At 72.1% G+C, this 21,090-nt stretch carries 22 protein-coding genes; 11 read left to right on the top strand and 11 right to left on the bottom strand.

Annotated elements, in window-relative coordinates:
• Positions 1-80: 80 nt before the first annotated feature.
• Entirely contained in the window at positions 81-686 is a 606-nt protein-coding gene (folE, locus tag ACZ4MU_RS26950) for a GTP cyclohydrolase I FolE (protein ID WP_467881500.1), read from the top strand.
• Positions 687-916: 230 nt separating this feature from the next.
• On the opposite strand, the gene ACZ4MU_RS26945 is transcribed toward folE, so the two are convergent.
• From ACZ4MU_RS26945 to ACZ4MU_RS26920, 6 genes are all read right to left on the bottom strand, one after another.
• A complete protein-coding gene (locus tag ACZ4MU_RS26945; protein ID WP_467881498.1) occupies positions 917-1,399 on the bottom strand; it encodes a DUF3180 domain-containing protein in 483 nt (160 codons plus the stop codon).
• Positions 1,400-1,451: 52 nt separating this feature from the next.
• Positions 1,452-2,066, bottom strand: coding sequence for a 2-amino-4-hydroxy-6-hydroxymethyldihydropteridine diphosphokinase (gene folK / locus ACZ4MU_RS26940; protein ID WP_467881497.1), 615 nt, complete (start codon positions 2,064-2,066; stop codon positions 1,452-1,454).
• On the bottom strand, positions 2,063-2,422 hold the full coding sequence (gene folB, locus ACZ4MU_RS26935; RefSeq protein ID WP_101389407.1) for a dihydroneopterin aldolase: 360 nt from the start codon (positions 2,420-2,422) through the stop codon (positions 2,063-2,065). The genes folK and folB overlap by 4 nt, the downstream gene beginning before the upstream one ends.
• Before the next feature lie 207 nt (positions 2,423-2,629).
• The gene (locus tag ACZ4MU_RS26930) at positions 2,630-3,091 is read right to left on the bottom strand and encodes a nuclear transport factor 2 family protein (protein WP_467881496.1); all 462 of its coding nucleotides are present in this window, start codon (positions 3,089-3,091) and stop codon (positions 2,630-2,632) included.
• Positions 3,088-4,074, bottom strand: a complete 987-nt coding sequence (gene folP / locus ACZ4MU_RS26925) for a dihydropteroate synthase (protein WP_467881494.1) — start codon at positions 4,072-4,074, stop codon at positions 3,088-3,090. The genes ACZ4MU_RS26930 and folP overlap by 4 nt, the downstream gene beginning before the upstream one ends.
• 42 nt (positions 4,075-4,116) lie before the next feature.
• The gene (locus ACZ4MU_RS26920; RefSeq protein ID WP_467881493.1) at positions 4,117-4,599 is read right to left on the bottom strand and encodes a MarR family winged helix-turn-helix transcriptional regulator; all 483 of its coding nucleotides are present in this window, start codon (positions 4,597-4,599) and stop codon (positions 4,117-4,119) included.
• A 179-nt stretch (positions 4,600-4,778) separates the two neighbouring features.
• On the opposite strand from ACZ4MU_RS26920, the gene ACZ4MU_RS26915 reads away from it, so the two are divergent.
• Positions 4,779-6,281 carry an MFS transporter gene (locus tag ACZ4MU_RS26915; protein WP_467881492.1) on the top strand — a complete coding sequence of 501 codons (1,503 nt, stop codon included), beginning with the start codon at positions 4,779-4,781 and terminating at the stop codon, positions 6,279-6,281.
• 71 nt (positions 6,282-6,352) lie between these two features.
• Here ACZ4MU_RS26915 and ACZ4MU_RS26910 read toward each other — a convergent pair whose 3' ends face one another.
• Positions 6,353-8,197: a phosphatidylglycerol lysyltransferase domain-containing protein gene (locus tag ACZ4MU_RS26910; protein WP_467881490.1), complete on the bottom strand. Its 1,845-nt coding sequence runs from the start codon at positions 8,195-8,197 to the stop codon at positions 6,353-6,355.
• Between the two features lie 152 nt (positions 8,198-8,349).
• On the opposite strand from ACZ4MU_RS26910, the gene ACZ4MU_RS26905 reads away from it, so the two are divergent.
• Positions 8,350-9,462 carry an alpha/beta hydrolase gene (locus ACZ4MU_RS26905; RefSeq protein WP_467881488.1) on the top strand — a complete coding sequence of 371 codons (1,113 nt, stop codon included), beginning with the start codon at positions 8,350-8,352 and terminating at the stop codon, positions 9,460-9,462.
• On the opposite strand, the gene ACZ4MU_RS26900 is transcribed toward ACZ4MU_RS26905, so the two are convergent.
• Positions 9,449-10,600 (bottom strand): ABC transporter ATP-binding protein, encoded by a 1,152-nt coding sequence (locus ACZ4MU_RS26900; protein WP_467881487.1) that lies wholly within the window; start codon positions 10,598-10,600, stop codon positions 9,449-9,451. The genes ACZ4MU_RS26905 and ACZ4MU_RS26900 overlap by 14 nt on opposite strands.
• A 176-nt stretch (positions 10,601-10,776) precedes the next feature.
• Between ACZ4MU_RS26900 and ACZ4MU_RS26895 the strand changes: the two genes are divergently transcribed.
• The 4 genes from ACZ4MU_RS26895 to ACZ4MU_RS26880 all read left to right on the top strand — a co-directional run bounded on the left by ACZ4MU_RS26895 (position 10,777) and on the right by ACZ4MU_RS26880 (position 14,307).
• On the top strand, positions 10,777-11,463 hold the full coding sequence (locus ACZ4MU_RS26895) for an ABC transporter permease (protein WP_467881486.1): 687 nt from the start codon (positions 10,777-10,779) through the stop codon (positions 11,461-11,463).
• Positions 11,463-12,149 (top strand): ABC transporter permease, encoded by a 687-nt coding sequence (locus ACZ4MU_RS26890; RefSeq protein WP_467881484.1) that lies wholly within the window; start codon positions 11,463-11,465, stop codon positions 12,147-12,149. Before ACZ4MU_RS26895 ends, ACZ4MU_RS26890 begins: the two co-directional genes overlap by 1 nt.
• Positions 12,150-12,213: 64 nt before the next feature.
• Complete coding sequence (locus ACZ4MU_RS26885; protein ID WP_467881482.1) at positions 12,214-13,200, top strand: ABC transporter substrate-binding protein; 987 nt, start codon at positions 12,214-12,216, stop codon at positions 13,198-13,200.
• Between the two features lie 96 nt (positions 13,201-13,296).
• A complete protein-coding gene (locus tag ACZ4MU_RS26880) occupies positions 13,297-14,307 on the top strand; it encodes a hypothetical protein (protein ID WP_467881481.1) in 1,011 nt (336 codons plus the stop codon).
• 111 nt (positions 14,308-14,418) lie between these two features.
• Here the strand turns inward: ACZ4MU_RS26880 and ACZ4MU_RS26875 are convergent, their stop codons facing one another.
• Entirely contained in the window at positions 14,419-15,561 is a 1,143-nt protein-coding gene (locus tag ACZ4MU_RS26875) for an NADH-quinone oxidoreductase subunit D (RefSeq protein WP_467881479.1), read from the bottom strand.
• A 617-nt stretch (positions 15,562-16,178) separates the two neighbouring features.
• Entirely contained in the window at positions 16,179-17,171 is a 993-nt protein-coding gene (locus tag ACZ4MU_RS26870) for an SAM-dependent methyltransferase (RefSeq protein ID WP_467881477.1), read from the bottom strand.
• A 104-nt stretch (positions 17,172-17,275) separates the two neighbouring features.
• Here ACZ4MU_RS26870 and ACZ4MU_RS26865 point away from each other — a divergent pair, with 104 nt between their 5' ends.
• Both ACZ4MU_RS26865 and ACZ4MU_RS26860 read left to right on the top strand, forming a co-directional pair.
• The gene (locus tag ACZ4MU_RS26865; RefSeq protein WP_467881475.1) at positions 17,276-18,493 is read left to right on the top strand and encodes a sensor histidine kinase; all 1,218 of its coding nucleotides are present in this window, start codon (positions 17,276-17,278) and stop codon (positions 18,491-18,493) included.
• Positions 18,494-18,558: 65 nt separating this feature from the next.
• Positions 18,559-19,230, top strand: a complete 672-nt coding sequence (locus ACZ4MU_RS26860; protein ID WP_467881473.1) for a response regulator transcription factor — start codon at positions 18,559-18,561, stop codon at positions 19,228-19,230.
• Positions 19,231-19,253: 23 nt separating this feature from the next.
• Here the strand turns inward: ACZ4MU_RS26860 and ACZ4MU_RS26855 are convergent, their stop codons facing one another.
• Entirely contained in the window at positions 19,254-19,568 is a 315-nt protein-coding gene (locus ACZ4MU_RS26855; protein ID WP_467881471.1) for an ArsR/SmtB family transcription factor, read from the bottom strand.
• A gap of 121 nt (positions 19,569-19,689) precedes the next feature.
• Between ACZ4MU_RS26855 and ACZ4MU_RS26850 the strand changes: the two genes are divergently transcribed.
• Both ACZ4MU_RS26850 and ACZ4MU_RS26845 read left to right on the top strand, forming a co-directional pair.
• On the top strand, positions 19,690-20,664 hold the full coding sequence (locus tag ACZ4MU_RS26850) for a quinone oxidoreductase family protein (RefSeq protein ID WP_467881469.1): 975 nt from the start codon (positions 19,690-19,692) through the stop codon (positions 20,662-20,664).
• Positions 20,665-20,855: 191 nt separating this feature from the next.
• Positions 20,856-21,080, top strand: a complete 225-nt coding sequence (locus tag ACZ4MU_RS26845) for a hypothetical protein (RefSeq protein WP_467881467.1) — start codon at positions 20,856-20,858, stop codon at positions 21,078-21,080.
• Positions 21,081-21,090 lie beyond the last annotated feature (10 nt).

Below are 21,090 nucleotides of genomic sequence, written 5' to 3'. Positions count from 1 at the left end.
CGCCGCGCCCCCCAGGTTTTAGCCTGTGGGGGCGCGGCGCATTCGTACGTGCGTGCAGAGACACGAGGAACGAGGCACAGATGACCGACCCGGTGACGCTGGACGGCCAGGGCCGTATCGGCGAGTTCGACGAGAAGCGGGCCGAGAACGCCGTGCGCGAGCTCCTCATCGCGGTCGGCGAGGATCCCGACCGCGAGGGCCTCCGGGAGACGCCTGCGCGGGTGGCGCGGGCTTATCGGGAGATATTCGCCGGGCTGTGGCAGCAGCCGCGGGACGTGCTGACGACGACGTTCGACCTCGGCCACGACGAGATGGTCCTGGTGAAGGACATCGAGGTCATGAGCAGCTGTGAACACCATCTGGTGCCCTTCGTGGGCGTGGCGCACGTCGGATACATCCCGTCGGCGGACGGGAAGATCACGGGCCTGTCGAAGCTGGCCCGTCTCGTCGATGTGTACGCGCGTCGTCCGCAGGTGCAGGAACGGCTGACCACGCAGATCGCGGACTCGCTGATGGAGATCCTGGAGCCGCGGGGCGTCATCGTGGTCGTGGAGTGCGAGCACATGTGCATGACCATGCGTGGGGTGCGGAAGCCAGGCGCCAAGACGATCACGTCCGCGGTGCGGGGGCAGCTGCGCGACCCCGCCACGCGCGCGGAGGCGATGAGCCTCATCATGGCCCGCTGAGGCGGCGCGGGCGTCGCTCGACGGGTGCGGTGCCGACTGCGGCCCGGTGGGCGGCTGGTCGCGCGGTTCCCCGTGCCCCTAAGGGGTTGCCTCCCGGCCCACAGCGACCCCGCTCCTCAGGGGGCGCGGGGAACCGCGGCCAGCCACAGGCGGCCGGCAGACGAACACGACACCCCTGACACGGCTTCGCCGCGTGCGCGCGGCCAGCCCCAGTCGAGCCCCGGCCCAGGCTATGGCGCGGCCGTCGCCCCGCCCTCGTCCTCGTCGTCCGGGAGTCTGCACACCCGTTCCAGGAAGAGCGCCGCCGCTACCACCGCGATGCCCGCGGCCACCGAGAAGGCCGCGTAGATCGCCTGGTCGCGGCGGGCCGGGATGTCCAGGGAGTCCAGGAGGAAGACGCCCGTCCCGCCGTACATCCCCGAGACCAGGGCCGCCACCAGGGCGCTGGACTGGCCGAAGACCACCGCGCGGGCCGCCATCAGCGGTTCGACGCCCTTCGCGCCGGGGCGCCGTTCGCGCTGGGCGCGCAGGCGGGCGCGGAGGGAGAGGGCCGTGGCCAGGAGGATCACGGCGATCACGGCCAGGACGATCGGCGCGGCCAGGGGGACGCTCGGCAGGGTGCCCAGTGAGTCCCACAGCCGGGCGCCCGCCCAGGAGAGCACTCCGGCGACGGCGAAGAGTCCCGCCAGTACGCCCAGCCTCAGTTGTTTCACCGAAGAGTGCCCTTCATGTCGCCGGTCTTGCTCGCCGTCAGCAGCCTAACGATTACTCGGGCAGGCGGAGTTCCAGGTCGGCGCGCGGCAGCACACCTTCGCGGCCGATCGTGGCGAGCAGGGTGGCGACGGGGCCGCGGCCGGGCACCTGGGCCTGGGGGTCCACGTCCTGCCAGGGGGCGAGGACGAACGCCCGCTCGTGGGCGCGCGGGTGGGGGAGCGTCAGGACCGGGTCGTCCAGGACGAGATCGGCGTAGGCAACGATGTCGACGTCGATCGTGCGCGGGCCCCAGCGCTCGTCGCGGACGCGGTCGAAGGCCTCCTCGATGGCCTGGCCGCGCTCCAGCAGGGAGGACGGCGGCAGGGTCGTCTTCACCACGACCACCGCGTTGAAGTACGAGGGCTGGGAGCCGGGGGCGACGCCCCACGGCTCCGTCTCGTACACCGGGGAGACCGCCTTGACCCGGAGGCCGGGCGTGTCCTCCAGGGCGTCGATCGCGCCCTGGAGCGTCTCCAGGCGGTTGCCGAGGTTGGAGCCGAGCGAGATCACGGCTCGTTGCGGGTTGTTCAGGGTGACGTCGGCCGCGTCCACCTGCTCGACCACGGACGTGGGCACCGGCTGGACGGTCGGGTCGCTCTGCGAGCTCTTGTGGGAGGACACAGTCATACTCGGCTCCGGGTGATGGTGATGGTCACGTCGTCGAAGGGGACGGTGATCGGCGCGTCGGGCTTGTGGACGCACACCTCCACCTGCTGGACCCCCGCATGCTTCAGACACTGCTGGGCGATGCGCTCGGCCAGCGTCTCGATCAGGTCGACCGGCTCGCCCTGGACGACGTCCACGACTTCCTCGGCCACCACGCCGTAGTGCACGGTCTTCGCCAGGTCGTCGTCGGCCGCCGCGGGGCGGGTGTCGAGGCCGAGCACCAGGTCCACGATGAAGGTCTGGCCCTCCTCGCGCTCCCGGGGGAAGACGCCATGGTGCCCACGGGCCTTGAGGCCGCGCAGCGCGACACGATCCACGCGAATCACTCCTGCTGTCGTTGGTCGGTCGGGCACCCGCCGCGTGCGGGCGGCTCCGTACCCGCCATCGAATCTACCTGCGGGCACTGACAGTGCTCGCCCACGGGGGCTATGGACAGACGGCGTCGGGACTGGTACCCGCCCCTACCCGAACACCCCCGTTTCAACCCTCGGGACGGGTCTCTTCAGCCGCCGGAATCCGGGGCTTCAGTCCTCGGACCCCTCGTCGTCGTCCGTTTCGGTGAGGACGGGCGAGCCGTGGTGGGACCAGAGCTTCCAGCCCTCGGATGTGCGGCGGAACACATTGGTGGCGACCACGAGCTGGCCCACCAGCGGTCCCAGCTCGCCGCTCTCCTGGGCAGGGCCGCCACTGAGGATGTTCTCGGTGCAGGTGACCAGGGCGGTGTCGGTGAGGACGACGACCTTCACATCGGTCAGGAAGAACTGGATGTACTCCGTGTTCGCCATGATCAGCGCGTAGGAGCGGAGCACCTCGCCGCGTCCGGACAGGACCGGCCAACCGGGGTGGACGCAGGAGATCGAGGTGTCCCCGGCGTCGACGGCGCTGAGCCACAGGTCGGAGAGCTCGTCGAAGTCGCCGCGTTCCAGAGTCTCGTAGAAGGCGGTGTTGGCCTGCTCGACCGCCTCGACGTCGGTGCGGGCCGTCACGCGGTCGCCCCGGTCGTCCCGGTCGACTTTGTGGTCCCGGACGGCCCGGTGGTCCCGCCGGCGCCGGTCGTCCTCGTCGTCCCCGTCGCCCCTGGAATCCCCGAGGCCCCGTCCGCCGTCGCGCCCGAGGCTCCTTCGACCGCGCGCGCGACGCGTACGGCGTCGGCCGTGGCGCGGACCTCGTGGACCCGGACCGCCCAGGCGCCCTCGTGGGCGGCGATGGCGGAGACGGCGGCCGTGGCGGCGTCCCGTTCGCGGGCGGGTGGCGGGCCGGAGCCGTCCCCGGCCAGGACGTGGCCCAGGAACCGCTTGCGGGAGGCGGCGACGAGCAGGGGGCGGCCCAGCGCCCGCAGCTCGGCCAGGTGGGCGACGAGCGCCAGGTCGTGCTCGGCCTGCTTGGCGAAGCCCAGACCGGGGTCGATGACGATGCGCTCGGGGGCGATGCCGCCGACGACGACGGCCTCCACGCGCGCGTGGAGCTCGGCGAGGACTTCGGCGACCACGTCCCCGTACACCGCGCGGCTGTTCATGTCCTGGCTGAAACCGCGCCAGTGCATGACGACGAAGGGGGCATCGGTGGCGGCGACCACAGGGATCATGTTCGGGTCGGCGAGGCCGCCGCTGACGTCGTTGACCAGCAACGCGCCCGCGGCGACGGCCTGTTCGGCGACGCTGGCGCGCATGGTGTCCACGGAGACGGTGACGCCCTCGGCGGCGAGGCCGCGCACCACGGGCACGACCCGGCGCAGCTCCTCGTCCTCGTCGACGCGGGTGGCGCCGGGGCGGGTGGACTCGCCGCCGACGTCCACCAGGTCGGCGCCCTCGGCGACGAGGTCTAGGCCGTGCTTGACCGCGGCCGCGGTGTCGAACCAGCGGCCGCCGTCGGAGAAGGAGTCCGGCGTGACGTTGACCACGCCCATCACCGCACAGCGGTCCCACTCGGGCAGTCCGGTCACCGTGCCCCGTCGGCGCAACGTACTCATACGTCCAGCGTAGGCGTCAGCCGGTGGTCCGCGGACCAGACGTCAGCCGACGGCCCGGGGGCGCGGGCCGGAGCGGGCGGCGGGGCCGGTGAACAGGCGGCGCAGCAGTGCGTGCAGGGCGTCGCGGTCGGCGGTGGGGAGGGCGTCCAGGGCGCTGTGGGTGCCGTGCATCCCGGCCCGGACGGTCTCGACCGCCCGCACGCCCTCCTCGGTGAGCAGGACGTTCTTCACCCGGCGGTCGGTGGGGCTGGGCTCGCGGCGGACCAGGCCGCGGGTCTCCAGGCGGTCCACGATGCCGGTGACGTTGGAGGCGTCGCAGTGCAGCGTGGTGGCGAGCGAGCGCATGGCGGCGGGGCCGCGGCGCAGCACGGTGAGGGCCTTGGCCTGGCTGGCGGTGAGGCCGGCCTCTGCGGCGGCGGTGGTGAAGTCGCCGTAGTAGTCCGCCAGGGAGTCCCAGAGGGCGTCCATGAGCGCGTCGTTCGTGACGGCGTCGGTCGCGGCGGCCGGGCGGCTGGTTCCAGACATGGCGCCACCTTACCGCGAGAAACTTGACGATCTCAACCTTTGAGGTTTACCGTCACTCTAGTTGCTTGGGGTAATCAAGCACTTGAGGTAGTCAAGCATTGAAGGGGCGCCGGACCGGCGCCGCGGAAGCGCTGAAGCCTCCCGAACATCCCTCCCTCCGGACTCCTACGGAAGAAACCGTGACTCCCACACATCACGCGGCGCCCACGCGCCCCACCGGCGGCCCCGCGCTCGTCCTGGTCCTCGGGCTGGCCGCCATGGTCGTCTCGATGATGCAGACCCTGGTCGTGCCGATCCTCGGCATCATCCAGAACGACCTCGGCACCTCCACCGCCAACGTCAGCTGGGTCACCACCGCGACCCTGCTCTCCGCCGCCGTCTTCACCCCGCTGCTCGGCCGCTTCGGCGACATGCACGGCAAGAAGCCCACGCTCATAGGCGTCCTGGTGCTGATGGTCGCGGGCTCGGTCCTCGCGGCCACCACCAGCTCGCTGCTGTGGCTGATCGTCGGCCGCGTCATGCAGGGCGCCGCCACCGCGATCTTCCCGCTGGCCCTGTCGGTCCTGCGCGAGGAGATCCGCCCGGAGAAGCTGCACGGTGCGATGGCGCTGGTCAGCGGCACCCTGGCGTTCGGCAGCGGCCTCGCCCTCGTCGGCGCCGGTCTGCTGACCCAGGGCGACAACCCCGACTACCACCGCGTCTTCTGGCTGGCCGCCGTGCTCGCCGTCGTCGCCCTGGTCGCCGTCGTCGCGGGCGTCCCCGCCTCGCGCCACAAGCCCGGCGGGCGCACCGACTGGCTGGGCGCGGCGACCCTCGCCGCCGTGCTGGTCCTGCTGCTCCTGCCGATCTCGCAGGGCCACGAGTGGGGCTGGACCTCCGTGCGCACCCTGGGCCTCTTCGTCGCCTCCGTGGTCATGGCGGGGGTCTGGGTCCTGGTCGAGCTCAAGGTCAAGGCGCCGATGGTGGACATGAAGATGTTCGCCCACCGCCCGGTGCTCTTCACCAACCTGGCCGGCCTGCTGCTCGGCTTCGCGATGTTCTCGCAGTTCATCGGCGTCTCGTACCTGGTGCAGATGCCCGAGAAGGTCACCGGTTACGGGTTCACCGCTTCGGTGCTGCGCGCCTCGGTCGAGTACCTGCTGCCCACGACGATCATGTCCCTGGTCGCCGCCCAGGCCGGCGGCATGCTGGTGCGCCGCATCGGCGCCCGCTTCACGCTGGCGGCCGGCGCCGCCTTCGGTGTCCTCGGCTTCGCCTGGCTGACCGGCGCGCACGACTCCAGCGCCTCGGTGATCATGGCCGGCATGGTGATCGGTGTCGCGATCAGCTTCGGTTACGCGGCGATGCCCGCGCTGATCGTGGCGAGCGTCCCGCACCACCAGACGGGTATCGCCAACGGCATCAACTCCATCTCCCGGTCGGTCGGCAGCGCGATCGCCAGCGCGGTGATCACCTCGCTGCTCGCCTCCAAGACGATCGAGCACCTGCCGGCCGGGGTTCCGCCGCTGCCGCAGGAGAGCCAGTTCACGCTGAGCTTCGCGCTCGCGGGGGCCGCGTTCCTGGCCGTCGTGGCGGTCGCCCTGGTGGGCCTGCACTCGGACCGGAAGCCGCAGGCGCCGCAGGCGTCGCAGGCGGACGCCGTGACGGAGAAGGCCGCCGAGCCGGAGACCGCCTCCGCGTGAGCGAAGAGGGGCCCGGGGACACACGTCCCCGGGCCCCTCTTGCCGTTCTTTGGCCCGCGCCCCTCGGAGCGCTACAGCGCCGCTCCCACCGTCCGTTCCGCCTCCCGGTTCGCCAGGTGCGCGCACGGGCGCTGGCGGGTGCGGCTGAGGCGGGCGAAGGGGCGGGGCAGGCCCATGTTCACGAAGCCCTCGGCCTGCATCACCGCGAAGCCGATGCGGGGCAGGTCGCTGTGGGCGCGGTAGACCATGAAGCGAGGCTCCCAGCGGGGCTGGAACTTCGCGTTGAACTTGTACAGCGACTCGATCTGGAACCAGCGGGACAGAAAGACCAGCAGTCCGCGCCAGAGCCGCAGCACCGGGCCGGCGCCGATCTTCTCACCGCGCGCGAGGGCCGAGCGGAACATCGCGAAGTTGAGCGAGACGTGCTCGATGCCGATCTTCGGGGCCGCCTGGAGCGCGGCGACGATCAAAAGCTCGTTCATCCCGGGGTCGGCGGAGCGGTCGCGGCGCATGAGCTCCAGCGACATTCCGTCGGAACCCCAGGGGACGAAGTGAATCATGGCCTTGAGGTCGCCGTACGGCCCCGGCTCGCCCGGTCCGTCGTCGGCCTTGTGGGCGGTGGCGATCACGCAGTCGCCGTCGTCCGGGTCACCGATCCGTCCCAGCGCCATGGAGAAGCCGCGCTCGGTGTCGGTGCCGCGCCAGTCCTCGGCGGCCCGCCGGACCCGTTCCAGCTCACCTGCGGAGAGATCACGGACGCGCCGTACGCGGGTTTCGTAGCCATTGCGCTCGATGCGCTTGACCATCTGGCGTACGTTCCGCATGGCGCGCCCGGACAGGGAGAAATCCGCGGCGTCCACCACCGCCTCGTCGCCCAGTTCCAGCGCGTCGAGCCCGGTCTCGCGGGTCCACACCTCGCCGCCCGTCTCGGAGCAGCCGACCACGGCCGGGGTCCAGGAGTGGGCCTTGGCCTCGTCCATGAACCGCTCGATGGCGCCGGGCCACGCCTCGACGTCGCCGATCGGGTCGCCCGAGGCGAGCATCACCCCGGACACGACGCGGTAGGTGACCGCCGCCTTGCCGCTGGGGGAGAAGACCACCGCCTTGTCGCGCCGCAGCGCGAAGTGGCCGAGCGAGTCGCGGGCGCCGTGCTTGGCGAGCAGGTCGCGCAGCCGGCGCTCGTCGTCCTCGGTGAGCCGGGCGGCCGGGTGCTCGGGCCGGAAGGCCAGGTAGATGGTGGTGATCGCGGTCAGCAGGCCGAGCGCGCCCAGCGAGTAGGCGACGGTCCAGCTGGTGTCGCCCGCGTACTCGACGGGGCCCTCGAAGCCGAACAGGCCGTACATCACGTGCTGGATGCGGTCGGCGATCGAGGGGCTGCCGACGACCCGGCCCGGGTGGACCGAGACGATCACCAGACCGAGGCCCAGCGAGCCGGAGCCGAGCAGGATGAAGTTGGCCAGCGCCTTCCAGCGGCTGCGTGGGTCGGGCAGTGCGGTGAACTCGTCGCGGTGCCGTACCAGCAGCACCAGCAGCGCGATCGAGATCAGCACGCCGACGACCGAGTGCCGGTAGAGGAACTGGGCCACCGCGCCGATCGGCAGCAGGGCGACCGCGGCCCGCCACGCCCGCCGCTTGCGCCGCTTCAGGCCGTGCGCCAGGAGCAGCAGCAGGACGCCGGTGCTCAGGGCCAGGGCCGCCGCGAAGGGGCCCGTCGTACCGGGCAGGACCTCGGTCACCGCGTGCATACGGCTGGCGCGGAAGCGCGGGAAGATGCCGGCGGCGATGTTGAGCAGACCGACGAAGGCCGCGGCCTTGCCGACCAGTGAAGGAACCGAATCGGGGCGCGGTCCGCGGAGGACTTTGCGTGCGCCGGCCGGAACCGAACCCTTTTTGTCCCCATCTATCCTGACAGACATCGCTTCCCGTGACTCCGCGAGAGATTCTGTTGTCCGCACAGCAACAAGATCGACGCTGTGTTCCGGACAATTTGCGCCCTCTAGGACGGCACATCCCGGGGGCGGGTTCCCTCGGTCCCAGGAAAATCTCAGTCAGAAAGTTTCGACGACTCATGGGTCTCACGAGCAACAAGGTTCTGGCGCTCGCCGTCGTTCTGGCGGTGGCGCTGTTCGCGCTCACCATCTGGCTCTGGCCGAAGCTGGCCGGCCGCACCTGGCGGGCCGTCCTGGGCCGGATCGGCCTGCTCCTCGGCACTCAGCTGATGCTCTTCGCCTCGGTGGGCCTCGCGGCCAACAACTCCTTCCTCTTCTACGGCTCGTGGGCGGACCTGTTCGGCCAGGAGAACGGCATGGGCGTGGTCGTCGACCACTCGGCCGCGGCCAAGGACATCAAGGTCACCGGGAGGCAGAAGCCCGACACCCCCGGCGCCGGCAACCCCGCCGCGGGAGGGGAGATCCAGAAGGTGGTCGTGCAGGGCGAACGCTCCAAAATAGCCAGCCCCGCCTATGTCTACCTGCCTCCGGAGTACTTCCAGAAGAAGTACGAGAAGCAGAAGTTCCCGGCTGCTGTGGTGCTCACCGGCTACCCGGGCACCGCGGAGAATCTGATCAAGGGGCTGCGCTATCCGAAGACGGCATGGGCGCAGGTCAAGCAGAAGAAGGCGCAGCCCATGATCCTCGTGATGATGCGCCCGACGGTGGCACCGCCGCGTGACACCGAGTGCGTGGACGTCCCGGGCGGCCCGCAGACCGAGACCTTCTTCGCCAAGGACCTGCCCAAGGCCGTCTCCGAGACCTACCGGGTCGGCACCAAGCCGCAGAACTGGGGCTTCATCGGGAACTCGACCGGTGGCTACTGCGCCCTGAAGATCGGCATCCACCACCCGGAGACCTTCGGCGCCAGCGCGGGCCTCTCGGCGTACTACAAGGCCGCGAGCGATCCGACCACCGGGGATCTCTTCCATGGCGACAAAGCCGCGAAGAATCGTTCCAACCTGCTGTGGGCGCTCGACCACGTGGCGCCGGCCAAGTCCTCGTTCCTGGTCACCACCTCCAGGTCGGGTGAGGACAACCTCAAGCCGACGCTGAAGTTCATCGAGAAGGTGAAGGCGCCCGCGCGCGTCTCGTCGATCACGCTCGACAGCGGCGGGCACAACTTCAACACCTGGCGGCGGGAGATCCCGCCGGTCCTGGAGTGGATCAGCGGCCGCCTCAGCGCGAACTGATCGATTCCACTTCCACTTCCGTACGGGGCACGGCCTGGGCGTCCGCGTCGATCGAGCGGCGCAGCGCCTCGTGCAGCCGGGCCGGGGTGAGCACCCCGAGGAAGCGGCCCGTCCCCTCGTGGTCGATGACCGCGATCCACCCCGCGTCGTGCTGGAGCATCGTCGCGAACGCCTGCTTGAGCGAGGCGCCCAGCGGCAGCCAGGCCTCCATCCGCCGGGCGTGCTCGCGTACGGTGCCGCTCTTCGCGCGCGTGGCGCCGGCGGCGGAGATCCAGCCGTGCAGGTCGCCGGAGGCGTCCAGGACCACCGCCCAGGGGGCACCGAGGTCGCGGGGGAGCGGGTCGTCGAGCCGCACCACCGGCGGCTGCTCCAGGTCGCCCTCCTCGATGGGCGTCACCGAGAGCCGCTTCAGGCCCCGGTCGGCGCCGACGAAGTCCGCGACATAGGGCGTGGCGGGGGTGCCGAGCACCGCCGCCGGCGCGTCCAGCTGCTCGATGCGCCCCTGCCCGTACACCGCGATGCGGTCGCCGAGGCGGACCGCCTCCTCGATGTCGTGGGTGACGAACAGGACCGTCTTGCGGACCTGCGACTGGAGCTTGAGGAACTCGTTCTGCAGCCGCTCGCGCACCACCGGGTCGACCGCGCCGAACGGCTCGTCCATCAGCAGTACCGGCGGATCGGCCGCCAACGCCCGGGCCACCCCGACCCGCTGGCGCTGGCCGCCGGAGAGCTGCTCGGGGTAGCGCGCCCCGTGGACGCGGGGGTCGAGCCCGACCAGGTCGAGCAGTTCGGCCGCCCGCTCACGCGCCTTGGCGCGCTTGACGCCGAGCAGGTGCGGGACGGTCGCGGTGTTCTCCAGGACCGTCTTGTGCGGGAAGAGCCCGACCTGCTGGATGACATAGCCGATACGGCGCCGCAGTTGGACCGGATCGACGGTGGATATGTCCTCGCCGTCCAGGAATATCCGGCCCTCGGTCGGCTCGATCAGCCGGTTCACCATCTTCATGGTGGTGGTCTTGCCGCAGCCGGACGGCCCGACGAGCGTGACCAGTTCCCCCTCGGCCACCTCGAAGGAGAGGTCGTCGACGGCGGTGGTGCCATCGGCGTACCGCTTGGTGACGTGCTCGAATCGGATCATGGTTCCCCATTGTGGCCGGTGGCGGGCGTGGCTGTGTGAACCCCATGTTGCCGCCCTGTGTTCGATCCGGGGATCGGCCCACCGCCCCTCGGTGATTGTCAGTGGCGGGGGTTAGGGTCGCCAGACAGACGTTCGGTCGGGGACCGAAGGGGAGCCTGCGGGGGAGGTGGGGGACGGTGGTCGCGCGGAACTGCCTGGTGCGCAACGACTGGATCTGCTGGGAGTACGTGAGCTCCCGCAGCCAGGAGCTGACCGACGCCACGGTCCAGCACATCTGGATCACGGCGGCCTCGGTGCTGATCGGGCTGCTGATCGCCTTTCCGCTGGCGCTGCTCGCGCGCGGCCGCAGATCGGTGGCGGGCGCGGTCCTGACCCTGACGACCGTGCTCTACACGGTCCCGTCGCTGGCGATGTTCTCGCTGCTGCTGCCGGTGTTCGGCCTCTCCGCCTCACTGGTCGTCACCGGCCTGGTGCTCTACTCGCTGACGATCCTCGTACGGAACATCCTGGCCGGCCTCGAAGCCGTCCCCTCCGACGTGCGCGAGGCGGCCCGGGGGATGGGGTACGGGAGGATACGGCTGCTGTTCGAGGTGGAGCTGCCGCTGGCGCTGCCCGCGCTGCTGGCCGGTGTGCGCATCGCCACGGTGTCGACGGTGGCGCTGACCACGGTCGGCTCGGTGGTCGGCAAGGGCGGCCTCGGCAACCTCATAGGCGACGGCGTGCAGTCCACGTTCAAGGCGCAGGTGCTCACCGCCTCGGTGCTGTGCGTGCTGCTCGCGCTCGTGGCGGACCTGCTGCTGCTCGGCCTCCAGCGCCTGCTCACGCCCTGGACACGGATACGGACGAGGGCGGGGGTGCGCTGATGGGGGTCATGGCCGACGCCTGGACCTGGCTGACGACGGGGTCCAACTGGTCCGGCGAGGACGGCGCCTGGCACCGCCTGGCCGAGCACGCGTACGTGAGCGGGGTCTCGCTCCTGGTGGCGTGCGCGATCGCGCTGCCCCTGGCGCTGTGGCTCGGGCACATCGGGCGGGGCGGGGTGCTCGCGGTCAACATCTCCAACGTGGGCCGCGCGGTACCGGTGTTCGCGGTGCTCGGCCTGCTGATGCTCACCCCCCTCCGCAAGGAGGGGTACGCGCCGACCATCATCGCGCTGGTGCTCTTCGCGGTACCGCCGCTGCTGACCAACGCGTATGTGGGCATGCGCGAGGTGGACCGGTCGGTGGTGGAGGCCGCGCGCGGGATGGGGATGTCGGGCGGCCAGCTCTTCGCCCGGGTGGAGCTGCCGCTCGCGTACCCGCTGATCATGATCGGGGTGCGGTCGGCCGCGGTGCAGGTGGTGGCGACGGCGACGATCGCCTCCATGGTGGGCCTCGGCGGCCTCGGCCGGATCATCACGGCCGGGTTCGCCACGTACAACACACCGCAGGTGGTCGCGGGGGCGATCCTCGCCGCGCTGCTCGCGTTGCTGGTCGAGGGCGTGCTGGTGCTGGCAGACCGGCTCTTCAGCCCGCTGCGGGCGGCGCGCGGGCGGAGCACGGCACCGTGACACCCCCCGGCCCGCGCCGGACCCGGACACGTCGGACCTACGAACTCTCGGATGGTGAACGTTCATGAGCAAGATCCTGCGCACGGCCGGTGCGGTGCTGGGCACGCTGGCGCTGGCGGGCTCGCTGGCCGCGTGCGGCGGCGACAGCCTGGAGAAGGACAAGGACAAGGGAAGCGGCGGCGGGGCGAGTAGTGGCGGGGGCGGCAAGAAGGGCTCGCTCACTGTCGGTGCCGCCGGCTTCACCGAGTCCGCCGTCCTCGCCGAGCTCTACGCCCAGGTCCTGCGCGACGCCGGATACAGCACCTCGGTCACCACGGTGAAGAACCGCGAGCTGTACGAACCGGCGCTGGAGAACGGCGAGATCGACGTCGTTCCGGAATACGCGGCTACGCTTACCGAATTCCTCAACGCCAAGGTCAACGGCGAGAAGGCGAAGGACAAGCCGCTCGCCTCCAGCGACACCGCGGCGACGGTCGCCGAGCTCACCAAGCTCGCCACCCCGCGGGGTCTGAAGGTGCTCCCGGCGGGCGCGGCGGTCGACCAGAACGCGTTCGCGGTGACCAAGGAATTCGCCACCAAGAACAGCCTCAAGTCACTTTCCGATCTGGGAAAGTCGAAGGTCCAGGTCAAGGTCGCGGCGGGTGACGAGTGCTCCGTGCGCCCGTTCTGCGCCCCGGGCCTGAAGGCGAAGTACGGCATCGAGGTCGGCGGCATCGACCCCAAGGGGGTCGGCACCCCGCAGTCCAAGCAGGCCGTCAAGGACGGCGTCGACCAACTGGTGCTCACCACCACGACCGACGCCACCCTGGACCAGTACGGCCTGGTGCTCCTCGAGGACGACAAGAAGCTCCAGAACGCGGACAACGTCCTTCCCGTGGTCAATGCCAAGGACGCGGGCGGCCAGGAGATAGCCGACGCGCTGGCCAAGCTCACCAAGGCGCTGACGACCGGTGATCTCGTCGATCTGAACCGCAAGGTGGACGCCGAGCGGGCCAAGCCGGCCGATGTCGCCAAGGACTATCTCCAGTCGAAGGGACTGATCCGGAAGTAACGAAAGCCGGGGCCCGGAGAAGACGGTTGGGAGAAGATTCGGAAGATTGGCGGGCTGGGGCTCCATTGGGCGTCTACGCACGGTAAATTTCAGGCCATGCCACGTGGACGCCACCGCCATTCCCCTCCTCTGCACAGGCTCCTCCCCCCGTCGGCCGTCGCCGGCGCCGCGGTCTTCTGCGCCGGTGGCGCCTGGCTGTTCGATCAGCCCCTGGCCCTGCGCGGCCTGGCCGCGGCCGCCGCGGTGGCCGCCGTCACCGGCTCCGTGCTGATGCGCGGCTGGGACCGGGCCGCCGGGCGCCGGGTCGCCGAGCTGACCCGCTCGCGCGCGGCCGACCAGTGGCGCACCGAGGAGCGGATCGCCGAACTGGAGGCGGAGCTGGAGGAGTCGCGCGAGCTGCGTGGCCGTCTGGACGCCAAGCTCCGCGCCAAGCGCATGGAGCTGGCCAAGCTGCGCGGCGAACACGCGGCCCTGCTGCGGCGGTACGCGACGGCGGAGACCGAGCGCGCCAGCGCCCTGGAGGGCCGCCGCAGGCTCGCCCTGGAGGCCGGCGCCCCCAAGGCGCTGCCCGCCGCTGCCGGTACGCCGACGCCCGAGGCCTACGCGGCGGCCTCCAAGGCGCTGGAGAACCTGCCGTACGCGCGCCGCGCCCAGGAGGCGCGGGCGGCGGTGCTGCCGCCCGCCCGCCTGCCCGAGGACGGGGAGGCGCGGGGCTCGCGCGAGCCTCGGGAGGTCCAGGAGCCGCAGGGGAAGCGCGCGGCGGCCGAGGGGAGCGGCGAGCACGTCCGCCCGTCGTCCGCCGCCCTTCCCGCGCTGCCCGCCGCGCCGAAGCCGGTCGCGGCGGCGGTGATTCCGTATGTCGCGCGTCGCGCGGTGCGGCCCGAGGGCAGTTTCGACTTCTTCGGCACGGCCGCGGAGAAGGAGGCCGTCGAGGCCGCGATAGAGGCCGCCGCGGAGGAGGACCTGGCCGACGTGGTCGGCGAGGAGGTCCTGGCCGAGCGGCCGCACACCGGCCCCGAGCGGGTGGTGGGCAAGGTCATCGACCTGACGGCGCACGACGAGACGGAGCAGCTGGACGTGATGGGGCTGCGGACGGCGATCTCGTGAGTCCGGGGCAGCTGAGCGGCTGAGCGATTCGCTGGCCGGACAGGGGAAAAAGGGGGCCCGGCGCCGACGCGCCGGGCCCCTTCCCGTAGCTGGTTTCCGTTCCCCGCTCGCCTACTTGTCGATGTCACCGACGACGAAGAAGAGTGAGCCGAGGATGGCGACCATGTCGGCGACCAGGGTGCCCGGGAGGAGTTCGGCGAGGGCCTGGATGTTGTTGTACGAGGCCGAGCGGAGCTTGAGCCGGTACGGGGTCTTCTCGCCCTTGCTGACGAGGTAGTACCCGTTGATGCCCAGCGGGTTCTCGGTCCAGGCGTAGGTGTGGCCCTCCGGGGCCTTCAGGACCTTCGGCAGACGCTGGTTGATCGGCCCGGGCGGCAGCTCGGCGAGCCGGTCGAGGCAGGCGGCGGCCAGCTCCAGGGCGTTGTGGGTCTGGTCGAGCAGCACCTCGAAGCGGGCCAGGCAGTCGCCCTCGGTGCGGGTGACGACCCTCAGGGTGTCCTGGAGTTCGCCGTACGCCAGGTACGGCTCGTCGCGGCGCAGGTCGAAGTCGACGCCGGAGCCGCGGGCGATGGGGCCGCTGACGCCGTACGCGTGCACGGCCTCCTGGGACAGTACGCCGACGCCGCGGGTGCGGCCCCGGAAGATCTCGTTGCCGAGGACGAGCCGGTCGTACACGTCCATCCGCGAGGTGGCGGCGGCGACGGCGTCCCGGGCGCGGCCGAGCCAGCCGAGCGGGAGGTCCTCCTTGAGGCCGCCGACGCGGTTGAACATGTAGTGCATGCGCCCGCCGGAGACCTCCTCCATGACGTGCTGGAGCTCTTCGCGCTCGCGGAAGGCGTGGAAGATCGGGGTGATACCGCCCAGTTCGAGGGGGTACGAGCCGAGGAACATCAGGTGGTTGAGCGCGCGGTTCAGCTCGGCGAGGAGGGTGCGGGTCCAGACGGCGCGCTCGGGGACCTCCATGCCGAGCATGCGCTCCACGGCCATGACGACGCCGAGTTCGTTGGAGAACGCGGAGAGCCAGTCGTGGCGGTTGGCGAGCATGACGATCTGCCGGTAGTCGCGCGCCTCGAAGAGCTTCTCGGCGCCGCGGTGCATATAGCCGACGACAGGTTCGGCGTGCTGGATGCGCTCGCCGTCGAGGACGAGGCGGAGGCGGAGCACGCCGTGGGTGGAGGGGTGCTGGGGGCCGATGTTGAGCACCATGTCGGTGCTCTCCGCCGCGCCGCCGATGCCGACCGTGGTCTCCGTCATGGGCGACAGTATCCCCGGCCGGGGGTGGATTCCCCCACCCCGCCCCTCCCCGAAACCCTCCGGGGGAACCGACCCCCCCTCGGACCACGCCCCGTCGCGGCCGCCCACGGGAGGGGGACGGCTGCTCGCGCCGTTCCCCGCGCCCCTTATCGGGCCGGGATTTCGTGTGCAGGCCGTCTTGGGTTGCTCGCGCAGTTCCCCGCGCCCCTCAAGGGGTCTGGGCTTCGCCCCGCCCCCCGCTCCTCAAACGCCGGAGGGGCTGAATCGCCACGACCCGGCGGTCTGAATGCGCGGCGCCAGGAGGTGCCTGAAGGGGCGCGGGGAACGGCGCGAGCACCCCGAGCCGGTTCGCGCCCGACATCCGGGCCGACCAGGGGCGCGGGGAACTGCGCGACCAGCCCACCACCGGGCCCGCAGATGAAAACGAACCCCTTCAGGGGCGCGGGGAACGGCGCGACCAGCCCACCACCGGGCCGCAGACACACGACGGCCCTCAAGGGGCGCGGGGAACTGCGCGACCAGCCCCCACCGGGCCCGCAGATGAAACGAACCCCTCAAGGGGCGCGGGGAACCGCGCGACCAGCCACAGACGGCCCGCAGACGAAGGCCGGGCACCTTCACACCCACTGCCGCACCCACCAGAAGTCCCCCAACCCTCCCCTCCCCACCAGCTCCGCCCCCTCCCCCGCCCCCGCCAGCGCCCTCACATACCCCGCGGGGTCCGTCGTCGCCAGGGACAGGGGCGGGCGCGTGCCGGAGACGCCCAGGGCCGTGAGCGCCTCGCGCTGGGAGACGAGCTCCGCCCGGGGGCCCGCGCAGGCGTCCACCGCCACGTGGGACGTGATGTCGCACGTGCCGTCGGGCACGGGCACGACCTCCCGGCCGCCCCGGAACCCCGTGAGCGAGCCGTACCGCGGCCGCGCGGACGCCACATGCCCGTAGTCCACCGCCACCGCGAGCCCCTCCGCCAGCGTCGCCACCGCCGCCGCCCACGCCTCGTCCCGGGGACGCCCCACCTCCGCCCGCGCCCCGGGCTCCCGCAGCGGCCACCACCGCTCCAGCCAGCGCGCGTCCGCGCCGGAGACGGGCGCGCCGAGGCGTTCGGTGCCGTCGGGACGGACCAGGACCTCGCGCGGGATCCCGTCGGCGTCGGCCTCGGCCACGTCCACCGGCACGTTGTCCAGCCACTCGTTGGCGAACAGCAGTCCCCGGACGCCGGACGGCGGCTCCGCCAGCCAGGTGATCCGCCCGTCGAGCCCGGGCGGACGCGCCGCGCGCTCCACGGCGTACGCCCGTAGGGGGAATCCGGCGGGCAGCGCCGCCAGTACGCCGGTGACGAGCTCCCCGCGCCCCGCCGCCATGTCGACGAACGCCACCTCGCCGCCCCCGAGCTCCCCGGCCACCTCCTCAAGGAGGCGCGCCACGGCCCGGGCGAAGAGCGGTGAGGCGTGGACGGAGGTGCGGAAGTGACCCGCGGGGCCCTCGGGGCGCAGATAGAAGCCGCCGGGGCCGTACAGGGCCCGCTCGGTCGCCGCCCGCCAGCCGGACCAGCCGCCCTCCGGACCGCCGTCCCACCCGCCACCGCCGCCGTCGCCCGCCTCATGATTCACAGCAGAAGGCTAGGCGCCCTCCACCTTGGGGAGTACGCCCCGGCGACCCGGATCGACCCTCCGGTTGACCCTTGCACCGATCCGGCATCCCTACGCTGGGTTACGTGCAGCGCCTCTACGACTTCATCCGCAGGCACCCGACCGCGGTCGACACCCTCTGGGCCGTCGTCCTCCTCGGGATCTCCGGCATGTCGTTCGTGTCCGGAGGGGTCGGTCATGGCTCGACCCCGGTGGCCCTGCTCATCGCCGTCGGCCTGAGCGCCGTCGTGGCGCTGCGCCGACGGGCGCCCGAGAAGACGATCGTGCTCGCGGCCGGGCTGGGCCTGGCCCAGCTGGCGCTGGACGTCGGTCCGAACGTGTCGGACTTCGCCATGCTGGTCTCCATCTACACCGCCGCCGCCATCGGCGAGCGCTGGGCCTCGCGGCTGGCCCTGGCGGGCTCGCTGCTCGCGGCCGTGATCGCGATGGTGCGCTGGCCCGACTACAACGACAGCGGCGCGGACGGCGGGGCGAGCCCGGGCCAGACCGTGTTCTTCGCCGTGGTGATGACGGTCCCGTTCCTCCTCGCCTGGGTCCTGGGCGACTCCATGCGCACCCGCCGGGCCTACTTCGCCCAGCTGGAGGAGCGCGCCGCCCGCCTGGAGAAGGAGCGGGAGGCGCAGGCCAAGGTCGCGGTCGCCGCCGAGCGCGCCCGGATCGCCCGCGAGCTGCACGACGTCGTCGCCCACAACGTCTCGGTGATGGTGGTCCAGGCGGACGGCGCCGCGTATGTGATGGACAGCGCGCCCGACCAGGCGAAGATCGCCCTGGAGACCATCTCGATGACCGGCCGCCAGGCGCTCGCCGAGATGCGCCGCCTGCTGGGCGTGCTGCGCACCGGCGAGCACCGGGAGGCGGGGGAGTACGTGCCGCAGCCCGACGTCGAGCAGATCGAGGAGCTGGTCGAGCAGGTGCGCACGGCCGGGCTCACCGTGGACTTCAAGATCGAGGGGACTCCGCGCCCCCTGCCCAGCGGCGTCGAGCTCACGGCGTACCGGATCGTGCAGGAGGCGCTGACCAACACGCGCAAGCACGGCGGCCCGGAGGCGGGCGCCAGCGTCCGCCTGGTCTACTTCGACGACGGGCTCGGCCTGCTGGTCGAGGACGACGGCCGGGGGGCGGCGCACGAGATGTACGAGGACGGCGGCGCCGACGGCCAGGGGCACGGTCTGATCGGCATGCGCGAGCGCGTCGGCATGGTGGGGGGCACCCTGGACGCGGGCCCGCGCCCGGGCGGCGGCTTCCGCATCAGCGCCCTGCTGCCGCTGCGGCCCGCCACGTAGTTTGCGTACGCCCCGAGGGGTGCCGTACGCCGAAGACCCCGTACGCCGTGATGGAGAGGGACCCGATGACGATCCGAGTCATGCTCGTCGACGACCAGGTGCTGCTGCGCACCGGCTTCCGGATGGTGCTCGCCGCCCAGCCGGACATGGAGGTCGTCGCGGAGGCGGGCGACGGCGCGGAGGCGATCGAGATCCTCCGCGCGACGGCCGTGGACGTGGTGCTGATGGACGTGCGCATGCCGCGTCTGGACGGGGTGGAGGCGACGCGCCGGATCTGCGCGGCAGAGACACCCCCCAAGGTGCTGATCCTGACCACGTTCGACCTCGACGAGTACGCGTTCTCCGGGCTCAAGGCGGGCGCCAGCGGCTTCATGCTGAAGGACGTGCCACCGGCCGAACTGCTCGGCGCCATCCGCTCGGTGCACAGCGGCGACGCGGTCGTGGCGCCCTCCACCACCCGGCGCCTGCTCGACCGGTTCGCCCCGATGCTGCCCTCGACCGGCAAGGCGAAGGGTCCCGGCGGCGCCATGGACAAGCTGACCGAGCGCGAGCGCGAGGTCATGCTGCTGGTCGCGCAGGGCCTCTCGAATGGCGAGATCGCGGCGCGTCTGGTGCTCTCGGAGGCCACCGTGAAGACCCATGTCGGCCGGATCCTGACGAAGCTGGGCCTGCGGGACCGGGTCCAGGTGGTCGTCCTCGCGTACGAGTCGGGGCTGGTGCGGGCCGGCGGCCTCTGAGGCGACGGCTGGCCCGCCCGCCGTCAGTCGACGCTGAGGACCAGTTCGAGCAGCCCCGGGAAGCGCTGGTCGAACTCCTCGCGGCGCAGCCGGTTCACCCGCTTGGGCCCGTCGTCGCGCTGCTCGACGAGACCGGCCGCGCGCAGCACCGAGAAGTGGTGGCTCAGCGCCGCCTTGCGCACCGGGACGTCGAAGGAGCCGCAGCTGCGCGTCCACTCCTTCGACCCGGCCAGCTCGCGCACGAGCTGGAGACGGACCGGGTCGCCGAGCGCGTCCAGCGCCGTGATCAGGGGAACCTTGTCGGGGTGGGTGTGTTCGGGCGCCGCGCGATGGGTCATCGGTGTCCTTCCTCCCGGGGCGGAGTCGGCGGTCCGCCCTTGCCCAGTGTTCGACGATCGTCGTACACTCCTGGTGTTCGACATTCATTGAACACTTTAGGTGCCGAGGGGGCCCCGCGTCATGCGTGCGATTCAGGTCAGCGAGCTGGGTGGTCCGGAAGTGCTGCGGCTGGTGGAGACGGAGGCACCCCGGCCCGGCCCCGGCGAGGTCGCCGTCGACGTCGTCTGGGCGGGGGTCAACTTCGCCGAGGTGAAGGCCCGTTCGGAGGGGTACCGGGTCACGTCCCTGCCGTTCGTGCCGGGACTGGAGGTCTCCGGGCGCGTACGGGAGCTGGGCGAGGGCGTCGAGGGGTTCGCGGTCGGGCAGGAAGTGGCGGCGATGTCCGGGGGCGGCGGCTACGCGGAGGTCGCCGTCGTCCCGGCCGCCACCGTCTTCCCCGTGCCCGAGGGCGTCGGGCTGCGCGCCGCCGCCACGCTCCCCACCGTCCTGCCGACCGCGCACGCGCTGGTCCACGAGGTGGGGCGGCTGCGGGCCGGTGAGAGCGTCCTGGTCCAGGGCGCGGCGGGCGGCGTCGGCACGGCGGTCGGCCAGGTCGCCCGCCTCGCGGGCGCGGGCGCCGTCTACGGCGTGGTCTCCAGCGAGGCCAAGGCCGCGTACGCGCGCGAGCACGGCTACGACGACGTGTTCCTCACCGGCTCCTTCGCCGAGGACGTGCGCCGGGCGACCGGAGGCCGGGGCGTGGACCTGGTCCTCGACCCGGTCGGCGGCGAGACCCTGCGCCGGGGCCTGGAGGCGCTGGCCCTGTTCGGGCGCCTGGTCTCGTACGGGAACGCGGGCGGTGAGGAACCCTGGCAGGTCGGGCAGCCCGACCTCTACCCGGCCGCCCGCTCGGTCGCCGGCTTCTCGGTCCTGGGCCTGGCGTCCGGCGCCCCAAAGGCCCTGCGCGATCTGGCTACGCGCGCGTTCGCCCTGGTGGCGGACGGACGTGTGCGCCTCCCGGTGACGGCGGAGTTCCCCCTGTCCGAGGCGGCACAGGCCCACCGCCTGATGGAAAGCCGCACGTCCACGGGGAAGCTGCTGCTGCGCGTGGGGTGACCTCCGGGGCCGGGGGCGCGGGGTGCGGAAACCACCAGGGGCGCCGGGCACTGCGCGACCAGCCACAGACGGCCCGCAGCCACAGCGCGACCCGCACCCCAGCCCCCACCCCGCCCGCACCAAACCGCACTCATTTGACGCCCCTGGTCAATCGACGCGACGGACGGCCGCGACAGGCGCAGCCTGGACGCATGGACGCCATTCAGCAGCACATGCTCGACACCTACCGCGCCGCCCGCCTCGACCAGGCCCCGCCCCCGCTGCCGGGCACGCACGACGTACGCACCCTGCGCGAACTGCGGGACTACCGGCGCTTCGAGGCGGTCCTCTCCGGCCACCTCGCCCACGGCCGCCTGCGCGCCGCCCTCGCCCGCCTCCTGCCCTCGCCCCGCCCCCGCACCCCCGCCTGCCACTGAGCGTCCTTGC

It is taken from the genome of Streptomyces sp. NPDC026377, assembly GCF_055567715.1.
The sequence above is the reverse complement of the archived record's forward strand: the minus strand, read 5'-3'. Positions and strand labels throughout refer to the sequence as shown.